Origin of the sequence: Clostridium sp. AM28-20LB (assembly GCF_003480665.1) — a bacterium.
GTDB classification, from domain to species: Bacteria; Bacillota; Clostridia; order Lachnospirales; family Lachnospiraceae; genus Otoolea; species Otoolea fessa.
This window is the reverse complement of record NZ_QUJN01000003.1, coordinates 292842-313702: the sequence shown is the minus strand read 5'-3', so window position 1 is coordinate 313702 and position 20861 is coordinate 292842. Positions and strand designations below refer to the sequence as shown.

19 protein-coding genes are annotated in these 20861 nt (G+C 49.7%); all 19 read left to right on the top strand.

All coding sequences use genetic code 11. The annotated features are described in order from the left end of the window. The first annotated feature begins 3 nt into the window (after positions 1 to 3). The 19 genes from DW739_RS09070 (at position 4) to DW739_RS08980 (ending at position 20848) form a co-directional block, all read left to right on the top strand. Complete coding sequence (locus tag DW739_RS09070; protein WP_107000590.1) at positions 4 to 1017, top strand: sugar ABC transporter permease YjfF; 1014 nt, start codon at positions 4 to 6, stop codon at positions 1015 to 1017. 456 nt (positions 1018 to 1473) lie between these two features. Then, positions 1474 to 2676, top strand: a complete 1203-nt coding sequence (locus tag DW739_RS09065) for a sugar ABC transporter substrate-binding protein (protein ID WP_118652438.1) — start codon at positions 1474 to 1476, stop codon at positions 2674 to 2676. 137 nt (positions 2677 to 2813) lie between these two features. Further along, positions 2814 to 3785, top strand: a complete 972-nt coding sequence (locus tag DW739_RS09060; RefSeq protein ID WP_107000588.1) for an ABC transporter permease — start codon at positions 2814 to 2816, stop codon at positions 3783 to 3785. 18 nt (positions 3786 to 3803) lie between these two features. Continuing rightward, the gene (locus DW739_RS09055; RefSeq protein WP_118472222.1) at positions 3804 to 5303 is read left to right on the top strand and encodes a sugar ABC transporter ATP-binding protein; all 1500 of its coding nucleotides are present in this window, start codon (positions 3804 to 3806) and stop codon (positions 5301 to 5303) included. A gap of 10 nt (positions 5304 to 5313) precedes the next feature. Continuing rightward, a complete protein-coding gene (locus DW739_RS09050) occupies positions 5314 to 6285 on the top strand; it encodes an ABC transporter permease (RefSeq protein ID WP_107000586.1) in 972 nt (323 codons plus the stop codon). A 32-nt stretch (positions 6286 to 6317) separates the two neighbouring features. Continuing rightward, entirely contained in the window at positions 6318 to 7430 is a 1113-nt protein-coding gene (locus tag DW739_RS09045) for a GntR family transcriptional regulator (RefSeq protein WP_118652436.1), read from the top strand. A gap of 23 nt (positions 7431 to 7453) precedes the next feature. Next, positions 7454 to 8893, top strand: coding sequence for an L-arabinose isomerase (araA, locus tag DW739_RS09040; protein ID WP_118652434.1), 1440 nt, complete (start codon positions 7454 to 7456; stop codon positions 8891 to 8893). A gap of 162 nt (positions 8894 to 9055) precedes the next feature. Further along, a complete protein-coding gene (locus DW739_RS09035; RefSeq protein ID WP_118570687.1) occupies positions 9056 to 10663 on the top strand; it encodes an FGGY-family carbohydrate kinase in 1608 nt (535 codons plus the stop codon). Between the two features lie 3 nt (positions 10664 to 10666). Further along, entirely contained in the window at positions 10667 to 11365 is a 699-nt protein-coding gene (locus tag DW739_RS09030; RefSeq protein WP_107000582.1) for an L-ribulose-5-phosphate 4-epimerase, read from the top strand. 250 nt (positions 11366 to 11615) lie between these two features. After that, complete coding sequence (gene fsa, locus DW739_RS09025; protein WP_022358583.1) at positions 11616 to 12272, top strand: fructose-6-phosphate aldolase; 657 nt, start codon at positions 11616 to 11618, stop codon at positions 12270 to 12272. Between the two features lie 135 nt (positions 12273 to 12407). Continuing rightward, the gene (rimP, locus tag DW739_RS09020) at positions 12408 to 12875 is read left to right on the top strand and encodes a ribosome maturation factor RimP (protein ID WP_118524082.1); all 468 of its coding nucleotides are present in this window, start codon (positions 12408 to 12410) and stop codon (positions 12873 to 12875) included. 23 nt (positions 12876 to 12898) lie between these two features. Continuing rightward, positions 12899 to 14089, top strand: coding sequence for a transcription termination factor NusA (nusA, locus tag DW739_RS09015; RefSeq protein ID WP_118468288.1), 1191 nt, complete (start codon positions 12899 to 12901; stop codon positions 14087 to 14089). 105 nt (positions 14090 to 14194) lie between these two features. Continuing rightward, positions 14195 to 14470 (top strand): YlxR family protein, encoded by a 276-nt coding sequence (locus tag DW739_RS09010; protein ID WP_117796229.1) that lies wholly within the window; start codon positions 14195 to 14197, stop codon positions 14468 to 14470. Beyond that, positions 14457 to 14765 (top strand): ribosomal L7Ae/L30e/S12e/Gadd45 family protein, encoded by a 309-nt coding sequence (locus DW739_RS09005; RefSeq protein WP_107000578.1) that lies wholly within the window; start codon positions 14457 to 14459, stop codon positions 14763 to 14765. Before DW739_RS09010 ends, DW739_RS09005 begins: the two co-directional genes overlap by 14 nt. A 73-nt stretch (positions 14766 to 14838) precedes the next feature. Then, positions 14839 to 17487: a translation initiation factor IF-2 gene (gene infB, locus DW739_RS09000; protein WP_118742924.1), complete on the top strand. Its 2649-nt coding sequence runs from the start codon at positions 14839 to 14841 to the stop codon at positions 17485 to 17487. A gap of 16 nt (positions 17488 to 17503) precedes the next feature. Continuing rightward, on the top strand, positions 17504 to 17896 hold the full coding sequence (gene rbfA / locus DW739_RS08995) for a 30S ribosome-binding factor RbfA (protein ID WP_022360140.1): 393 nt from the start codon (positions 17504 to 17506) through the stop codon (positions 17894 to 17896). After that, complete coding sequence (locus DW739_RS08990; RefSeq protein ID WP_118742923.1) at positions 17889 to 18860, top strand: bifunctional oligoribonuclease/PAP phosphatase NrnA; 972 nt, start codon at positions 17889 to 17891, stop codon at positions 18858 to 18860. Before rbfA ends, DW739_RS08990 begins: the two co-directional genes overlap by 8 nt. Positions 18861 to 18942: 82 nt before the next feature. Next, positions 18943 to 19920 (top strand): tRNA pseudouridine(55) synthase TruB, encoded by a 978-nt coding sequence (gene truB, locus DW739_RS08985; RefSeq protein WP_118742942.1) that lies wholly within the window; start codon positions 18943 to 18945, stop codon positions 19918 to 19920. Position 19921: 1 nt separating this feature from the next. Beyond that, positions 19922 to 20848 carry a bifunctional riboflavin kinase/FAD synthetase gene (locus DW739_RS08980; protein ID WP_118523039.1) on the top strand — a complete coding sequence of 309 codons (927 nt, stop codon included), beginning with the start codon at positions 19922 to 19924 and terminating at the stop codon, positions 20846 to 20848. Positions 20849 to 20861 lie beyond the last annotated feature (13 nt).

Below are 20861 nucleotides of genomic sequence, written 5' to 3'. Positions count from 1 at the left end.
ATCATGAAAGAAAAGAAGAGATTAAATCAGAACACGTTCCTGCTTCTTGTCACGATCCTGCTGTTCTTCGTGATGTACGCGATCGGCTGCGTGCTCTTTAATGCACAGGGCTTTGCCAAGACACAGAACTTCTTAAACCTCTTTATTTCCAATGCGGGTCTGATTGTCATCGGTATCGGCATGACGATCGTCATGATCACCGGCGGTATCGATATCAGCGTCGGTTCCTTCGTGGCGATGGGCTGTATGATGTTGGCATGGATGATGGAAAAAGGCGGTATCGGTGCGGTTCCGGCGGTTCTCATCGTGCTGGTGACCGGAATTGTTTTCGGTCTGGTACAGGGATTCCTGGTTGCCTACATGGATATCCAGCCATTCATTGTTACCCTGGCGGGTATGTTCTTTGCCCGCGGCATGACTGCGATCATTTCCAAGGACATGATCAGTATTACGAATGAAACTTTCATGGCATGGGCGAAGATGAAACTTTATATTCCGTTCGGCGGCTATCTCAACAAAAAAGGCATGATGATTTATCCATATATCTATCCGACGGTTGTGATTGCGCTGGTTCTTCTGGTTCTGGCATTTATCATGCTGAAATATACGAAATTTGGACGCAGCATCTATGCGATCGGCGGCAACGAGCAGTCAGCGCTGATGATGGGCTTAAATGTGCGCCGGGTAAAACTGAAAGCCTATATCCTGGACGGTTTCCTTTGCGGCGTCGGCAGCGTTCTGTTCTGTCTGAATACGCTGGGCGGCTTCGTTGAGCAGGCAAAGGGCTTTGAGATGGATGCGATAGCTTCCTCTGTTATCGGCGGCACGCTCTTAACCGGCGGCGTCGGTAATGTATTCGGAACCCTGTTTGGCGTCCTTATCAAGGCGACGATCGAGGCATTTATCACTTTCCAGGGAACCCTTTCTTCCTGGTGGACCCGTATCACGATCGCGGCACTCTTATGCTTCTTTATCGTGCTTCAGTCGATCCTTGCGATGGTAAAGAAGAAAAAGTAGAAATCCTCTTCCAGAGACAAACAAACTGTCATGGATGTCTGGTATGACAGCATCAAGATAGAACAGTCAAAGTGACGGGAAATATCTCTGCAAAGAGGGAGAAGACATCTGAAAAAAGTACAGTACATATCAGAAACAGTATAAAGTTGTATTCCCCTGATTCGACATAATTCGAGAGGGAATCAGCGAACCTATACATGATGCATAAATATTTAGCGAAAATAGCCGCTTTAATTTATGCATCATTTGTATTTTTGATAAAAGAATGTCAAAATCGGACGTGAAATTTATAACAATCTACAAAATAAAATACAACTTTATGAAAAAATGATCTTGTATTTACTTGCACAATTTGTCCTGGATTGCTATAATAAAATTACAAAAAGTTGTGAAAAGCAACAACGCAGTGCGGCTGGGGTGCCGCTTGCAAAGAAAATTTTATGGGAGGTAGTTAGAATGAAAAAAATGTTCAAACGTGCCGCTGCATCCATGACAGTAGCAGCGATGGCAGTGAGCATGACCGCATGCGGCGGCTCTGGAGCAGCAAATGCGACACAGGCAGCAGATGCTTCTGCAGCAGAAGGAAGCGAGGCAGCAGCTTCGACGATCGACAACAAAGACATCAAGATCGGTGTTTCCATCTGGTCCTCCACCGATGTACTTGGTTCCCAGTGTAAGCTGATCATCGACGAGGCAGCAAAGGCTCTGGGCGTTCAGGTTCAGTATGTTGACCAGGGTCATGTGTCGGAGAAGGTTACCGCATCCGTAGAGCAGTTAGCAGCAGCAGGATGCCAGGGTATCATCATCTGCAACTCTTCTGATACAGAGATGACATCCGCTATTAAGACATGTAATGACAATAAAGTATATCTGGCACAGTTCTTCCGTGTTATCAGCCAGGAGAACAGCAAGGATATCTATGATTTAGCAACCGCATCACCGTACTACATCGGCGCTGTTCATGAGAACGAGCCGGAGAACGGTGAAAAATTAGTTCAGATTCTTCTGGACAAGGGCGACAGAAACATCGGTCTGATCGGCTGGGAGCAGGGCGACGCTACCTGGCTTGGCAGATGGGAAGGCTACAAAGCTGGCGTTGAGAAATGGAACGCAGAGCATCCGGATGATCAGGCAAAACTGTCTGAGCCGCAGTACGCAGGTACTTCTTCTGAGGGTGGTTCCAAGGCAGCAGAGGCTCTGATGTCCGCAGATCCGACTCTGGATGCACTGATTCCGGCAGGCGGCGGCGGTGACCCGCTTCAGGGCGCTATCGCAGCAGTTGAGCGTGCAGGCAAGACTCAGGATATCGACATCGTTTCCACAGACTTCCTTCCGGATCTGGGCGAGAGACTTGAAAATGGTTCTATGGCCGGTGAGTCCGGTGGACATTACTGCGATCCGCTTATCGCTTTCATGATGGTTTACAACGCAATCAAGGGCAACTACACAGGTATCGAGGGCAACTTCGAGGATGTTCCGTTCCCGTATCTGTATGTATCTTCTCCGGACGACTACAAAGCATATGAGCAGTACTTCGTAGATCAGCTTCCATACACCGATGAGGAACTGGTAGCTATGTCCGAGCTTAGCCTGGATGACCTGAAAGCAACTGCAGCTGGTATCTCCATCGAGGATGCTGCACAGAGAGCAGGCAACTAATTAGTTCAGAAACTGATTCAAATTATAGAATTTTAAGAGGCTGAATGTAATAGAAAAGGCCGGTATCGCACGGCGCGATGCCGGTCTTTTCTTTAAAAGAAAAAAGAAACTGAGCAGTTATGAATGAGGTATAAAATATGGGTTCTTCTGTTGTTGAAACAACCGGAAAGAAAAAACTTTCGGGAACTGCCAAGGGTTATATCATCCTGGTGGGTTTGGTAGTGCTTTCCTGGGCGATTTTTAAAGCTCTGACGCCGGGCAATTTTGGTTCTCCGGCTAATATGCTGAGTTATTTTCAGGCCAGCCTGATCGCGACGGTTGGCGCTGTTGGTTTTTACTTTGTTATGGTTATGGGTATGTTCGATTTCTCCATCGGCGCGAACATCATGCTTTCAGCGATTGTAGGCTGTGTATTTGCCTCTCGTTTCGGCATGGGATATGCCGGTCTTATCATCGGCAGCGTGCTGACTGGTACGATTGTCGGACTTTTAAACGGTGTTTTTTATGTAAAACTCCGTATCCCGTCCATGATTGTAACGACGGGTCTGGCTCTTATCTATGAGTCGGTTGCCAACTACATCGCAGGCGGCGTGGAGCAGACGCTTCCGTCCAACCTCCGTGCATTCGGACAGATGCCGTGGAACATTATTCTGGCACTTCTGGCATGTGTGGCAGCTTACATTTTCTTAAATTATACAAAGATTGGTACTTATACATATGCGATCGGCAGCAACGAGTTCGTAGCGAAAAACATGGGTATCAATGTCAATAAGTACAAAGTGCTTGCATTTATTTTGAGTGGCGCATTTTTAGGTGTTATGGCTATCTTGACGATCAGCTATGGTTCCTCTATGGTAGCGGTAACCGGTATGGCGTCGATGAGCCGTAACTTCGTTCCGACGATGGGATGCTTCTTCGGTCTGGCATTTAAGAAATATGGTATGCCGCTGCAGGCGATTGTCATCGGAGAGTTCGTTATCAACATTATTTTCTTTGGTTTCATCGCGATGGGCGCACCGACAGCGATCCAGGACGTTATCACGGGTCTGGCACTGTTAATTATCATCACGCTGACCACAAAAGCAGAAAAAGGCGAGATTGTCAAGTAAATCGAGGGAGGAAATGCAATGAGCGAGGTAAGATTACAGGTAAAAAATCTTTGCAAGTCCTTCGGTATCACGAAGGCAGTTCAGAATGTGTCTTTCAATGTCAATAAAGGCGAGGTTCACGCGCTGATCGGAGAGAATGGTTCCGGTAAATCGACGCTGACCAACATGCTGACCGGCATCTACAGTATCGGAAGCGGTACCTTCATTCTGGATGGGAAAGAGATTCATCCGAAGAATCAGGTAGAAGCCAACAACGAGGGTGTTTCTATCATCGTACAGGAGTTAGGAACCTTGTCAGGACTTACAGTAGCGGAAAATATATTCCTGGGACACGAAGATCAGTTCGTACATATGGGAATTAAAAATACAAATGCCATGAATAAAAAGGCGACGGAGCTTCTGAAACAGTACGGCTTCGAGCGTATCAAGGCGGCAGACATTATCGACAACTACAATTTCGAGGACCGGAAGCTGGTCGAGATCGTAAAGGCGACCTACTTCAATCCGAAGATTGTTGTCATTGATGAGACGACCACGGCACTTTCCCAGGAAGGTCGTGAAGAACTTTACAAACACATGAACCGCATCCGTGAGAGCGGCAACACGGTCATCTTTATCTCCCATGACCTTCCGGAGATTCTGGAGAAGTCAGATACCATCACGATCCTGCGCGACGGCGTTTACATTGATACCGTCAAGAGCAAGGATGTGACCGAGGACGATCTGAAACGTCTGATGGTAGGCCGTGAGGTAACAGGTGATTATTACCGTGCAGATTACGGTGAGAAAGTATCAGATGAAGTCGTTCTTTCTGTTAAGAACGTGACGGTTCCGGGACTCATCGAGGATGTCAGTTTTGAACTTCACAAGGGCGAGATCCTTGGCTTTGGCGGTCTGTCTGAGTCCGGTATGCATGAGATCGGCAAAGCAATCTTTGGCGCATCCTATGACAGAACCGGTACGGTAGAGCTGGCAGACGGAACGCAGATTAACGATATCCCGAGCGCGATCAAGCACAGCATCGCGTATACATCGAAGGATCGTGATAATGAGTCGGTCGTTTTAAACCAGAGCATTGGCGACAACATCTGCCTGCCGTCCCTGGATTCGCTGGCAAACAAGATTCACCTGTTGAGCGATAAGAAATTAAGAGAATTTTCCAACCAGTTTGCAAAACAGATGTCCGTTAAGATGGTAAACGTAAACCAGTTTGTTTCGGAGCTTTCTGGTGGTAATAAGCAGAAGGTCGTTCTGGCAAGATGGATTGGAAAAGATTCCGATATTGTCGTTCTCGACAGTCCGACCCGTGGTATTGATATTAAGGTTAAACAGGACATTTACCAGTTAATGAACCAGATGAGAAAGAATGGAAAATCGATTATCATGATTTCCGAGGAGCTGATGGAGCTGATTGGTATGTGCGACCGCATCATTATCATGAAGGACGGCAAGATCAGCGGTGAGCTGGAACGTGATGAGGCGATGGATGAGAACAGCCTGATCACGATGATGGTATAAGGAGGATGCAATGGAGAATCAAGTTAAGACAAGTACGGAAAATAAAGAGCAGCAGCTCAAAAAGTTATCAAAAATGACGATGATCCGTTCGCTTCTGCCGATTGCGGGACTGATTATCATCTTTCTTATGTTCAATGCCCTGACGAATTTCCGGATGATGAATAACCTTCCTCTGGTACTTTCCCAGGTGTATGTCACCATGATTTCGGCAACCGGCGTATTCTTTATCATGACGATGGGCGGTCTAGATTTCTCCCAGGGTTCCATTCTTGGTATTGCATCGATTGTTGTCTGCATGGTTTCCAAGACCAGCATTCCACTGGCGATTGTGGCAGGTATCGCGGTTGGTGCAGCGATCGGCGCCATCAACGGTTACTTCTATGTATACCGCAAGATTAAATCCTTCATCGTTACGATTTGTACGATGTTCTTATTCCGTGGATTTATCAAATATCTGACGACCAACGCGCCGGTAGCCGGCTCTGCGATGTTAATCAACTTCGATAGCACTGAATTAAAGCTGGCTTGTACGTTGGTGGTCCTGATTATCGGATTTATTTTATTCCGCTTTACCAAGTTTGGTACCTATTTAAAGGCGATCGGAGCAGGTGAGAAAGCAGCGATGTTCTCCGGCATCCGTACCGACCGCATGAAGTTCCTTATCTACACACTGGCAGGTGCGATCACAGGATTTGCCGCATTTATCAATGTTATCAAGGTTGGTTCGGTTACTTCTTCCGGTGGTAACCAGCTTGAGACCCAGATCCTGATTGCACTGGTACTGGGCGGTATGCCGATTTCCGGTGGTGCGAAGGTACGTTTTGAGAATATCATCGTTGGTTCTCTTCTGTACATCGTCCTGAACAGTGGTCTGACGATGATGGGCTTTACCACACAGATGATGCAGCTCATCCAGGGTGTTGTATTCCTGATATTCGTAGCTGTATTCGCAGACCGTCAGTCCCTGCAGGTTATCAAATAGGACAGACAAAAGCGACATCTGGAGGTTACAGTATGAGGGAGAACAGCAGCCGGAATCAGGATGGACTTAAATATCAGAAGCTCTACAACTGGGGTCGGACGCTGATTATGAGCGGGGTGCTCCGGAATATGGACAAGTTTCCATCCGAGCATATGCTCCAGAATAAATTTGGATACTCCCGCCAGACGGTCCGCAATGCGCTCAACCGCCTGGAGCAGGACGGGCTGATTGCCCGGGTCAAGGGAAGCGGCACCTACGTTTCCTACGCGCCGGAGAAGGATAAGGAAGAACGTCCCCGCATCGGACTGATTCTCAGTTATTTTTCAGATTACCTGTTTCCGCAGGTGTATGAGGGAATCGAGTCCGTCCTGCGGGAGGAAGGTTATGAGATCAGCGTTTCGGTCACGCGCAACCGCTTAAATGATGAGGCCATGTATCTCAAGGGGATGCTGGGGCGCAATGTGTCCGGACTCATCATCGAGGGGACACGTTCCAGTTTCCCGAATCCGAATCTGCGGCTTTACAAGGAGATACGGAGGAGAAATATTCCGACGCTGTTTATTCACAATCATTACCAGAATGAGACGTTTGACAGCGTGGAGATGTCGGATGCGCGCGCGGGCTATGAGCTGACGCGGATTTTGATACAGAACGGACATACCCGGATCGGCGGTATTTTCAAATACGATGACTGGCAGGGGATCGAGCGTTACCGCGGCTTTATCGAGTGTCTGTCGGATTTCGGGATCGATTTCCAGGAGGACTGGATCCGCTGGTATTCGACCCGGGATATGGAAGAAAAATTAAGCAAAAAAGGACTCCAGCGGATGTACCGCCGGACGAAGGACTGTACCGCGATGATCCTCTACAACGACGAGGTGGCGGGCAGCTATATGGATTTTTTAAAGGACCGCGGACTGCGCGTGCCGGAAGATATTTCCCTGGTATCGTTTGATGATGCCGGACCGGTGCAGGAGGGGGATCTCACGATCTTGTCCGTGATTCATCCCAAGTACAATCTTGGGCGGCTGACAGCGCGCAATCTTCTGCGGATGATAGAGGATTCGGATTGGCAGGAAAAGAAGTATTCGTACCGGTTTCCGGTGATGTTTAACAACGGAAATTCGGTTCGGGATATACATTGAAAATGACAAGGAGGCAGATTAAAATGAAAAAGTTATACTTTATTGTGGGTTCCCAGGACTTATACGGAGAGGAATGCCTGAAACAGGTTGCAGAAGACAGCCGTCAGATGGTTGCATTCTTAAACGAAACAGTGGGCGATCTGGCAGAGATCGAACTTCTTCCAACCGTAGAGACTTCTGAAATCTGTATTCAGGATATGCGGAAAGCTTCCAATGATGATGACTGTGTCGGCGTTATCACATGGATGCACACCTTCTCCCCTGCAAAAATGTGGATCAAGGGTCTGCAGGAATTAAGAAAACCGCTGCTTCATTTACATACACAGGCAAATGAGAAGCTTCCGTATGATGAGATCGACATGGATTTCATGAACCTGAATCAGTCCGCACATGGCGACCGTGAGTACGGCTTCATCGTTGCCAGAATGGGTATTCCGCATGAGGTTGTAGCTGGATATTACAAACATGATGATGTGGTAGCAAAGATCCGCCAGTTTGCATCCGTTGCAAAGGCTATCTCCTACTCCAAGTCCTTAAAGGTGGCTTCCTTCGGCAACAATATGCGCGAGGTGGCGGTTACCGACGGCGACCGCGTAGAGAGCCAGATCAAATACGGCTGGGAGTGCAACTATTACGCACTGGGCGATCTGGTTGACATCATCAACCAGGTAACCGAGGAAGAGATCGACGCGAAGATGAAAGAGTATACCGATAAGTATACAATGAAGACCGACCGCATTGATTCTGTCCGCGAGCAGGCTAAATATGAAGTAGGTCTGGAAAAATTTCTCTCCGCGAACGGAATCGGCGCATTCGCTGATACATTCCAGGATCTGCACGGCTTAAAGCAGCTTCCGGGTATCGCAGCACAGAACCTGATGGGCAAAGGCATTGGCTTTGGTCCGGAGGGTGATTACAAGATTTCCGCTCTGTCTGCAGTCCTGATGAAGATGTCCGAGGGCAAAGAGGGCGCAACCGGCTTTATCGAGGATTATACCTACGATCTGACTCCGGGACAGGAGTTAGAGTTAGCTTCCCATATGCTGGAGGTTCCGCCGGCATTTGCAGCAACCAAGCCGGAGATCGATGTAATTCCGCTGGGTATCGGCGGCAAGGAGGATCCGGCAAGACTGATTTTCGACGGCGTGACCGGCGATGGTATCCAGGTAACGATGGTAGATATGGGCGATCATTTCCGCATCATCTGTGCAGATATCGAGCTTGTAAAACAGCCGAAACCGATGCCAAAACTTCCGGTGGCGAGAATTATGTACCGTCATAAACCGAACTTCCAGATCGGTACGGCTGCATGGTGCTACGCAGGTGGCGCTCATCACTCCGTTGTATCTACCGCTCTGACGAGAGACGACATCGCTATGTTCGCGCGTCTGACCGGTACCGAGTTAATTACAATCGGCGAAGATACGACAGAGGCTGATTTACAGAAATTCTTTATGAAATAATAGGGTGTTTGAAAGATAAAAAAATTTGAAAAAGACGTAACTGCATAAGTTTTCGCCACAATTGTGAAAATAAAATAGTTATGAATGACGGGGCGTGCCGCAGCCAAGGGGATGATAATTCCGGCGGCGGTGCGCCTTTTTGCTACAATGAGGAGGATGGATATGGGCCGCAGTGCGGAAGAGATCAAGAAAGACATAGAGAGCGGAAATACAGCGCTCGGAATTGAATTTGGTTCGACCCGAATCAAGGCAGTCTTGACGGACGGCACGACCGCGCCGATCGCGCAGGGGAGCTATGAGTGGGAAAACCGTCTGGAAAATGGTATCTGGACCTATTCCCTGGAAGATATCTGGAAAGGCTTAAAGGACTGCTACGCGGATCTGGCTGCCGATGTGAAGAAACAATACGGTTTAACGCTTAAAAAGGTTGGTGCGATGGGCGTCAGCGCCATGATGCACGGCTATATGGCATTTGATGCGGACGGAAAACTGCTCGTTCCGTTCCGTACCTGGAGAAATACGATGACCGCCGAGGCAGCAAGACGCCTGACGGACCTGTTTAACTACAATATCCCGCAGAGATGGAGTATTGCACACCTGTATCAGGCGGTAATCAACGGCGAGGAGCATGTATCCCGCGTGCATTTCCTGACCACCTTAGCCGGATATGTACATTGGAAACTGACCGGTAAGCAGGTACTTGGCGTCGGCGATGCTTCGGGTATGTTCCCGATCGACCCGGCAACCGGACAGTATGATGCTGAAATGCTGGATAAGTTCGAAGAAATGATGGTTCCAAAGGGATATCCGTGGAAGCTGCGCGACCTTCTGCCGGAGGTTCTGAGCGCTGGCGATGAGGCGGGAACGCTGACGGAGGAAGGCGCGAAGCTGCTGGATGAGAGCGGCAATCTGGAAGCTGGCATTCCGCTGTGCCCGCCGGAGGGCGATGCAGGAACCGGTATGACGGCAACCAATAGCGTGGCAGTCCGCACCGGTAACGTATCTGCCGGAACCTCCGTATTTGCAATGGTTGTTCTGGAAAAGACTCTGGAGACGGTTCACCAGGAGATTGACATGGTAACTACGCCGGATGGTCATCTGGTCGGCATGGTTCACTGCAACAACTGTACCTCCGATCTGAATGCCTGGGTAGGTCTGTTTGAAGAGTTCTATGAGCTGATGGGTCAGAAAACAGACCGCAACACCCTGTTTGGAACCCTGTACCGCAAGGCGCTTGAGGGCGATGAAGATTGCGGAGGACTGATGTCCTACTGCTACCTCTCCGGCGAGCCGATCACCGACTTCGAGGAGGGACGCCCGCTGTTTATGCGCCATCCCGACAGCAAGCTGGGACTGGCAAACTTCATGCGTACCCACTTATACAGTTCCCTGGCAACCCTGAAATATGGTCTGGACATTCTGTTCAAGGAAGAGCACGTGACACTGGATAAACTGATGGGTCATGGCGGATTCTTCAAGACCAAGGGTGTTGGACAGCGTATCATGGCGGCAGCGGCTGATGTGCCGGTATCCGTTATGGAGACAGCCGGTGAGGGCGGTGCCTGGGGTATCGCGGTTCTGGCGGCATACCGCAAGGATAAGAAGCCGGGACAGAGCTTGTCCGATTACTTAAATGAGCAGGTATTTGCAGATGCAAAGGCGGAGACGATGGAGCCGGATGCAAAGGATGTCGAGGGCTTCAATGCGTTTATGACAAGCTATATCAATGGTCTGGCTGCCGAGAGAGGCGCCGTAGAAGGAAGGTTTTAATCGATGCTGGAAGAATTAAAAAAAGAAGTATACGAAGCCAATATGCTGCTTCCGAAATACGGTCTGGTTACCTTTACCTGGGGCAATGTTTCCGGGATTGACCGTGAGAAGGGGCTGTTTGTCATCAAACCGTCTGGCGTGGACTATGACAAACTGACGCCAGATGATATGGTTGTCATGGATCTGGAAGGAAACCGCGTTGAGGGAACGCTGAATCCGTCCTCTGATACAAAAACCCACCTGATTCTTTATAACCGTTTTCCGAAGATCGGCGGCGTGGTTCACACGCACAGTCCGTGGGCGACTTCCTGGGCGCAGGCGGGACGCGACATTCCGTGCTACGGAACGACCCATGCAGATTATATCTACGGTTCCGTTCCATGCGCGAGAAACTTAAATGAGGAAGAATTAAAGAATTATGAGTGGAACACAGGCGTGCTGATCGCAGATTTGTTCGAGGAGAGGAAGCTTGACCCGATGGCTGTGCCATGTGTGCTCTGCAAGAACCATGGACCGTTTACCTGGGGCAAGGATGCCCATGAGGCGGTTCACAACGCGGTTGTACTCGAGGAGGTTGCCAAGATGGCGGCGCGCTGCGAGATGATCAATCCAGATGTGAAGGAAGCGCCGCAGTGCCTGCAGGATAAACATTATCTGCGGAAGCATGGTCCGGGGGCGTATTACGGACAGGGAAATTTGTAGTTACTGTTCCCGGGCAGGCACTTTTGAAACCGAAAGTGCCGTAAGAAAACGTGGTGGCAGCAGAAATTTGCCGTATTTAAATACGAAGCCACGGCAAATTCCGTTACTGGGCACGTATGCGTGAACAGTAACAATTTGTAAAATATAGATACAAGTATGGAAATAGATGGGACAAGTATGGTATACTTATGTATAGTAGATATAGGAGATACTGGCTATCTATCTTATAAAAATTAGGAGGATATGGGAAATGAAATTTTTTATTGATACCGCGAATGTTGATGAGATCCGTGAAGCGAATGATATGGGTATTATCTGTGGCGTTACCACAAACCCGTCTCTGATTGCAAAAGAAGGCCGTGATTTTAATGAGGTTATCAAAGAGATTACCAGCATTGTAGATGGACCAATTTCCGGTGAGGTTAAGGCTACGACTGTGAAGGCAGAGGATATGATCGCCGAGGGTCGTGAGATCGCTAAGATTCATCCGAACATGGTTGTTAAAATCCCGATGACTACCGAGGGCTTAAAGGCTGTGAAAGCTCTGTCCGCTGAGGGCATCAAGACCAATGTAACCCTGATCTTTACTGCCAACCAGGCACTTCTGGCTGCAAGAGCAGGCGCTACATACGTTTCTCCGTTCTTAGGCCGTCTGGATGACATCTCCACCAACGGTACAGACCTGATTTACGATATCGTAGAGATCTTTGACAATTATCCGGAGATTTCCACCGAGATTATCTGTGCTTCCACCAGACATCCGATGCACATCATCGAGTGCGCGAAGGCTGGCGCTGACATCGCAACGGTTCCGTTTAAGGTTCTGATGCAGATGGTAAAACACCCGCTGACCGATGCTGGTATCGAGAAATTCAAAGCAGATTATGAGGCTGTATTCGGTAAATAAAGAGAAACAATAGGAAATACCTCTTGAACTTCCGAAAAAAGCATGTTATACTAGGCACGATAACATAATAGACTGACTGGAAAGAGTGGACAAAAAAGTCCACTCTTTCTAATTTCATAGAAAGGTGGTGGGGGTGTGGCAAAGGGAGAGCAGTACGAAGCACGGGTAGAGGCGTGGATCACGCCGGTTCTGGAGCAGCATCAGTTTGAGCTGGTTGATGTGGAGTATGTCCGCGAGGTCGGCGTCTGGTATCTGCGGTGCTACATTGACAAAGAGGGCGGTATTACCGTTGATGACTGCGAGGTAATCAGCCGTCTGCTTGGTGAATGGCTGGATAAGGAAGATTTCATCGAGGACAGCTATATACTGGAGGTGAGTTCTCCGGGACTGGGACGTCCTCTGAAGAAAGAGAAAGATTTTGCAAGAAGCATCGGCAAAGATGTGGAGATCCGCCTGTATAAAGCGATCGACAAACAGAAGGAATTTACAGGAACGCTTACGTCCTATGACGCGGATTCCGTGACACTCACGATGGAGGACGGCAGCGAGCGTACATTTGAAAAATCAGAGATTGCTTTGATTCGTTTAGCCTTTGATTTTTAGACGGTAGGAGGAGATAAAATAAAATGAATAAAGAGTTGATTGAGGCAATAAATCTGCTGGAAAAAGAAAACAATATCAGCAAAGATGTTCTTTTAGAAGCAATTGAAAATTCTCTGCTGACAGCATACAAAAACAATTATGGCCGGGCAGATAATGTCAAGGTAAACATCAACCGTGAAACAGGAGATTTTTCCATCGTGGCAGAGCGTGAGGTTGTGGAGACCGTAGAGGATCCGATGACCCAGGTAAGCCTGGCAGAGGCAAAACTCTTAAACAGCAAGTATGAGCTGGGCGACATCGTTCAGTTTTCTGTCAATTCCAAGGAGTTTGGACGTATCGCCGTTCAGAACGCGAAGAATGTTATCTTACAGAAGCTTCGTGAGGCAGAGCGCAACGCCCTGTATGAGGAGTGGCACTGCAGAGAGAAAGATATCGTAACGGGTATCGTACAGCGCTATGTAGGACGCAACATCAGCATCAACTTAGGCAAGATCGACACGATCCTGAACGAGAGTGAGCAGGTAAAGGGCGAGGTATTCAAACCGACCGAGCGTATCAAACTGTATGTCATCGAAGTAAAAGAGACACAGCGCGACCCGCGTATCACCGTATCCAGAAGCCATCCAGATCTGGTAAAACGCCTTTTTGAGTCTGAGGTTGCCGAGGTCCGAGACGGTACCGTAGAGATCAAGGCGATCGCACGTGAGGCAGGTTCCCGTACGAAGATGGCAGTCAGCTCCAACGACCCGAACGTCGATCCGGTCGGTGCATGTGTCGGCTTAAACGGCGCGCGTGTCAGCGCGGTTGTCAATGAGCTGCGCGGTGAGAAGATCGATATCATCAACTGGGATGACAACCCTGCATTCCTGATTGAGAACGCGTTAAGCCCGGCAAAGGTTATCCTGGTTGCAGCAGATGAGGAAGCACGCGAGGCACAGGTGATCGTTCCGGATTACCAGCTTTCCCTGGCAATCGGTAAAGAGGGTCAGAATGCACGTCTGGCAGCCCGCCTGACCGGATTCAAGATCGATATCAAGAGCGAGACACAGGCAAGAGAGTCCGGTCTTTTAGATGAGCTTGAGAGCGGTTATGAGGAAGGCTTCGAGGGCTACACCGATGACCCGCTGATCAGCGTGGCAGAGGAAGACGCAGCCGAGGCAGCAGAAAATGAGGCGGCTGAGGGCACAGAAGAGCCGGCAGCGGAGCAGGAATAATCCTGACAGATAATGTGCGGGGATGCTGATTTCGGGCGGAACGAGCAGATTTGGCAGAAAGAAAGCAGCAGAACCGGGATTTGACAGAAATGGAAGTGATAGACAGTGGGAGCAAAGAAAGTGCCGCTCAGACAGTGCATCGGATGCGGAGAAATGAAGAGCAAAAAAGAAATGATCCGCGTTTTAAAGACAGCCGACGATACGATCGAGATTGACGCGACAGGCCGTAGGAATGGACGCGGCGCCTACCTCTGTCCTTCGATGGACTGCTGGAAAAAGGCGGTAAAGAGCAAAGGACTGGAGCGGTCGCTCAAGATGGCGATTCCGAAGGAAGTCTATGAGGCGCTGGAAAAGGAGATGGAGCAGTTTGGAGAATCGTAAAAAGGTGCTGAATCTTCTGGGACTGGCGACGCGCGCCGGTAAGACGGCAAGCGGCGAGTTCATGACCGAGAAAGCGATCAAGAGTGGAAAAGCGTATCTGGTGATCGTGTCAGAAGAAGCGTCGGATAATACAAAAAAGATGTTTGAAAATTCATGTGCATACTACAAGGTTCCCGTGTACCAGTTCGGCATGAAAGAAGAGCTGGGACACGCGATGGGAAAAGAGATGAGAGCGTCTCTGGCCGTTTTGGATTCCGGTTTTGCAAAGGCGTTAAGAGAGAAGTTAGATGATTAACGCTTTTCTGGGCAGGCTCTTTTAGGAGCTTATGCAGAACGGGAAGGCAGTGCCGGAACGGAGGTAGCAAAACATGAGAGTTAATGAGTTGTCAAAACAGATTGGCAAATCAAATAAAGAAGTTTTAGAGATACTGCAGAAAAATCATTTTGACGTAAAAAGCCATTCTTCCAAGGTGACGGAGGAACAGGCAGAAGCAGTCAGACGCTTCCTTGCAGGAGCAAAGAGACAGACGACAGCGTCAAAGACAGATACAGGAAAGGCGGAAACAAATCGAGTGGAAGATATAAAGAAAGAGCCGTTAGAGGCAGAGAAGAAAGAGGCGGAGAAGACAACTGAGCCGCCGAAAAAGCGGATTGCAGCGGTTTATCGTCCGCAGAACAGCGTACAGAGAGGAAACCGTCCGGCAGGCAAGGGTAATGCAGGAAACGCAGCCAAGACCGGCGCACCGGCAAGCCGTCCGGCAGCAGCAAGTGCAGAGCAGACCGCAGAGCCGGCTAAGAGCGCAGCTCCAGCGGAGAACCGTGATGGACAGAGAAGCGGCTATCAGGGAAACCGCGACGGCCAGAGAAGCGGCGGCTATCAGGGAAACCGCGATGGCCAGAGAAGCGGCGGCTATCAGGGAAACCGTGACGGCCAGAGAAGCGGTTATCAGGGAAACCGTGACGGCCAGAGAAGCGGCGGCTATCAGGGAAACCGTGACGGCCAGAGAAGCGGCGGCTATCAGGGCGGCCGTGATGGTCAGAGAGGCGGACGCGATGGACGCGGCGGTTTAAATATTCCGAAGCCATCCTTCGACAGCCCGGTTGTACAGAAACCGCAGAACAACAAGCAGAATAAGAATAATTACAAGAACGATAAATACAGCAAGATCGACCATGAGGAAGAGATGCACTCCAAGGGAAGAGGCGGAAAGAACGTAAAGAGCGCTGTTCAGCCGCCGCAGAAGAAGGAGGCAAAGGTTGAGGAGATCAAGACAATCACGATCCCGGAGGTAATCACCATCAAGGATCTCGCAGACAAGATGAAACTTCAGCCGTCTGTGATTGTAAAGAAGCTCTTTTTACAGGGCAAGGTTGTCACCATCAATCAGGAAGTAGATTACGAGCAGGCAGAAGAGATCGCGATGGAGTTTGACGTACTCTGTGAGAAAGAGGTCAAGGTTGACGTCATCGAGGAACTTCTGAAAGAGGAAGAAGAGGATGAGAAGGACATGGTAACCCGTCCGCCGGTTGTATGCGTTATGGGCCATGTCGATCATGGTAAAACCTCCCTTCTGGATGCAATCCGCCAGACCAATGTAACTGCAAAAGAGGCAGGCGGTATCACCCAGCACATCGGTGCGTACATGGTAGAGATCAACGGACAGAAGATCACATTCCTCGATACGCCGGGACATGAGGCATTTACCGCAATGCGTATGCGTGGTGCAAAATCCACTGATATTGCAATCCTCGTTGTTGCAGCAGATGACGGTGTTATGCCGCAGACCATCGAGGCGATCAACCATGCGAAGGCAGCAGGGGTTGAGATCATTGTAGCGATCAACAAGATCGATAAGCCGAGTGCCAATATTGAGAAGGTAAAACAGGAGCTTATCGAGTACGAACTGGTTCCGGAGGACTGGGGCGGCAGCACCATCTTCGTTCCGGTATCTGCACATACCAAGGAAGGTATCAAGGAACTGCTTGAGATGATCCTTCTGACCGCAGAGGTCAAAGAGTTAAAGGCAAACCCGAACCGTAATGCGAGAGGTCTTGTCATCGAGGCGGAGCTGGATAAGGGTAAAGGTCCGGTTGCAACCGTCCTGGTACAGAAGGGTACCCTGCATGTCGGTGATCCGATCGCGGCAGGTGCCTGCTACGGCCGTGTCCGTGCGATGATGGACGATAAGGGACGCCGCGTCAAAGAGGCTGGTCCGTCCACTCCGGTCGAGATTCTGGGTCTTAATGACGTGCCGAACGCCGGCGAGGTATTTGTACAGCCGGAGAACGAGAAAGAGGCAAGAAGCTTTGCAGAAACCTTTATCTCTGAGAGCAAGAATAAGTTAATTGAAGATACAAAGATGAAGCTTTCCCTGGACGATCTGTTCTCCCAGATCAAGGCAGGAAATGTAAAGGAACTTCCACTGATCGTCAAGGCAGATGTACAGGGTTCTGTCGAGGCAGTAAAACAGAGCCTGATGAAGCTGTCCAACGAGGAAGTTGTAGTCAAGGTCATCCACGGCGGTGTTGGTGCGATCAACGAGTCCGACGTCAGTCTGGCAGCCGCATCCAACGCGATCATTATTGGTTTCAATGTGCGCCCGGACGCAACCGCGAAGTCCATCGCAGAGCGTGAGAAAGTAGACGTTCGTCTCTACCGCGTCATCTATCAGGCAATCGAGGATGTCGAGGCAGCGATGAAGGGTATGCTTGACCCGATCTACGAGGAGCAGGTAATCGGTCACGCCGTTGTACGTCAGACCTTCAAGGCTTCCGGCGTTGGTACTATCGCTGGTTCCTACGTCCTGGATGGTAAATTCCAGAGAGGCTGCAAGGCACGTATTACCCGTGACGGCGAGCAGATCTTCGATGGTCCGCTGGCATCCTTAAAGCGTTTCAAGGACGACGTGAAGGAAGTTGCTTCCGGATACGAGTGTGGTCTTGTATTTGAGAAGTTCAACGATCTGCAGGAAGACGATATGATCGAAGCATATGCGATGGTAGAGGTTCCGCGCTAGAAAGGCAGAGGGATTCATGCGTAAAAATAGCATTAAAAATACAAGAATTAACAGTGAAGTACAGAGAGAGCTGAGTTCCATCATCAGCCGTGAGCTGAAAGATCCGCGGATTCATCCGATGACAACGGTTGTCTCCGTGGAGGTAACTCCGGATCTCAAGTACTGCAAGGCGTATATCAGCGTGTTAGGCAACGAGGAAGCGGCGAAGGATACGATCCAGGGACTGAAAAGTGCTGTCGGATTTGTCCGCACCCAGCTTGCAAAACGCATTAATTTACGGAATACGCCGGAAATTACATTTATTCTCGATCAGTCGATTGAGTACGGTGTACACATGACCCGCCTGATCGATGAAGTAACTGAAAACCTCAGAGACTCAGAATCGGGAGATGAGGAAGAAAATGAGTAAAAATATCTTAGAGGCGTCACTGGAAGGGGCGGAGCACATCGTACTGCTTGGTCACATCCATCCAGACGGGGACTGTATCGGAACGACTCTGGGACTGCTTAACTATCTGCGGGAGAATTATCCGCAGATAGAGGCAGAACTGTTTCTCGACCATCCGGCTGCTAAATTTTCTTATATGAATGATTTTGAGAAAATTCATACCGAGATTGTGCCGGAAAAACAGTTTGATCTGTGCATTACGCTGGATGCCAGCGACAAAGAGCGTCTGGGCGGCTACGCGGTCTATTTTGACAGCGCCGCCAAGACACTCTGTATCGATCATCACAGAACCAATACAGGATTTGCAGAACAAAATTACATCATTCCGGACGCAAGCTCCTGCAGCGAAGTGTTATACACGCTTCTTGATGAGGCAAAGATCAGCAGGGAGGCGGCAGAGTGTCTCTATACCGGAATTGTGCATGACACAGGTGTATTTAAGTACAATTCAACGACCCGGAAAACGATGGAAATCGCGGGCGCGCTGATGGAAAAAGGCGTGAACGCGGCGAAGATCATCGACGACAGCTTTTACCGCAAGACCTACGCACAGAACCAGATTCTCGGAAAAGCGCTGCTTGGCAGTACACGGATTCTGGATGGAAGATGTATTTTCAGTGTGGTTTCCCAGAAAGAAATGGAGTTTTACAGTGTCGATACGAACGATCTGGATGGCATTATCGATCAGCTCCGGATTACCGAAGGAGTGGAATGTGCCATTTTCATCTATGAAAAGGCGTTCAACGAGTACAAGGTCAGCCTTCGTTCCAACGACTATGTCGATGTGAGCAAGGTGGCGGCGTATTTCGGCGGCGGCGGACACATCCACGCGGCGGGCTGCACGATGCAGGGACATCCGAGGGATGTGATCAACAACCTGACGGGACATATTGAGAAACAGATGGATGCCCGTAGGGAGGAATAGGAGGTTCTGTTGCTGATTGCGCTGCCTGCTTTCAGGTGCACAGCGCATGGACGGTAATAGTTCTGATTTTTTAGGAGATTTTATGTTTCACGGTGTGATAAACATTTATAAAGAACCGGGGTTTACGTCCCACGATGTGGTGGCGAAGCTCCGGGGCATTTTGAGACAGAAAAAGATCGGTCATACGGGTACGCTCGATCCGGCAGCGGAGGGCGTACTCCCTGTATGTCTGGGGAAGGGCACGAAGCTGTGCGACCTTTTGACGGATAAGAGAAAGACGTATCAGGCAGTTCTTTTGCTGGGAACCGAAACCGATACGCAGGATACGACAGGAACGATTCTTTCGGAGAAACCGACGGAACAGCTGACAGAACCGGCAGTCCGCGGGGCGGCGGAGAGCTTTGTTGGTCCGTATATGCAGGTACCGCCGATGTATTCGGCGCTCAAGGTCAACGGAAAGAAGCTCTACGAGCTGGCGAGAGCCGGAAAAGAGGTAGAGCGGGCAGCACGCCCGGTGGAAATCTATGATCTTCAGATAGATGCGGTGGAAATGCCGCGTGTGACGATGACCGTGACCTGTTCCAAGGGAACCTACATCCGTACCCTGTGCCATGACATCGGTGAAAAGCTGGGATGCGGCGGCTGTATGGAAAAACTGATCCGCACCCGCGTCGATCGATTTGCGATCGGGGACAGCCTGCGCCTGTCCGAGGTGGAAGCGCTGGCGAAAGCCGGTCAGATCGAGGATAGGATTGTGCCGGTGGATGGAATGTTTGAGGACTGCCCGGCGTATGTGTCGGAGAGCGAAGTTCTGGATAAGCTTCTGCAGAATGGAAATCCATTCCCGAAGGGGCTGGGACCGAGAGACGGCTGCTTGGTGCAGATCGGAAGCAGTTTGGCTGAACACCAGGTTTCTGCGGATGGAAACTCAGAGATGGTACTTCCGGATTCTGGAATCATCCGCGTCTATGACAGCGCAAACCAGTTTATCGGTCTCTATGCCTATCAGCCGGAGAAGAAACAATGGAAACCACGTAAGATCTTTCTGGGAGGAGAGTAAGATGCAGTATTTTGCCGGAACCAGAGAATTTCAGATAAAAGAGCCGACTGCGGTCACGATCGGTAAGTTTGACGGTCTTCACAGAGGGCATCAGAAGCTGCTGCGGGAAGTGATGCGGTATCGGGAAAAAGGATATAAACCAGCGGTGTTTACCTTTGAGACGGCACCGGGAACCTTGATCCGGGGAAAGCTGCAGACGATGATCACGACCAACGAGGAGCGCGAGGAGAACCTGCGCGAGGCGGGGGTGGAGTATCTGGTGGAATATCCGTTCAACCAGGAAGTCGCACATATGGACCCGGAACAGTTTGTTGCCGAGATTCTGGTCGGCAAGATGGGCGCAAAGGCGATCGTGTCCGGTCCGGACTGCCATTTTGGCTACCAGCGGAAGGGCGATGCTGAACTGCTTCGGAAACTGGCACCGAAATATGGATATGAGGTATCGATCGTTGAAAAGGCGATGGATGGAGAACGCGAGATCAGCAGCACCTATATCCGGGAAGAGCTGGAGAAGGGAAATATCCGCAAGGCGAATGAACTGTTGGGATACGAGTACCGGATCAGCGGACAGGTGGTACACGGGGAGCATTTAGGTTCCACCCTAGGGTTTCCGACGGCGAATATCCTGCCGGGAATCCAGAAACATCTTCCAGCGTTCGGGGTATATCTCTCCCGGACGGTGATTGATGGTGTTTCTTATGGAAGTATCACAAATATTGGAAAAAAACCGACGATTGCCGGGGAACGACCGGCGGGTGCGGAGACATATATCTATGATCTGGATGAAAACCTGTATGGGAAAAAGATAGAGGTTCATTTTTTAGATTTTATGCGGCCGGAGATGAAATTTTCCGGGGTGGATGAGTTGAAGATGCAGGTTTTGAAGGATAAAGAAACCGGGAGAAAAATGCACGGAGCGGAACGATGAGAGTTCAGCTTCG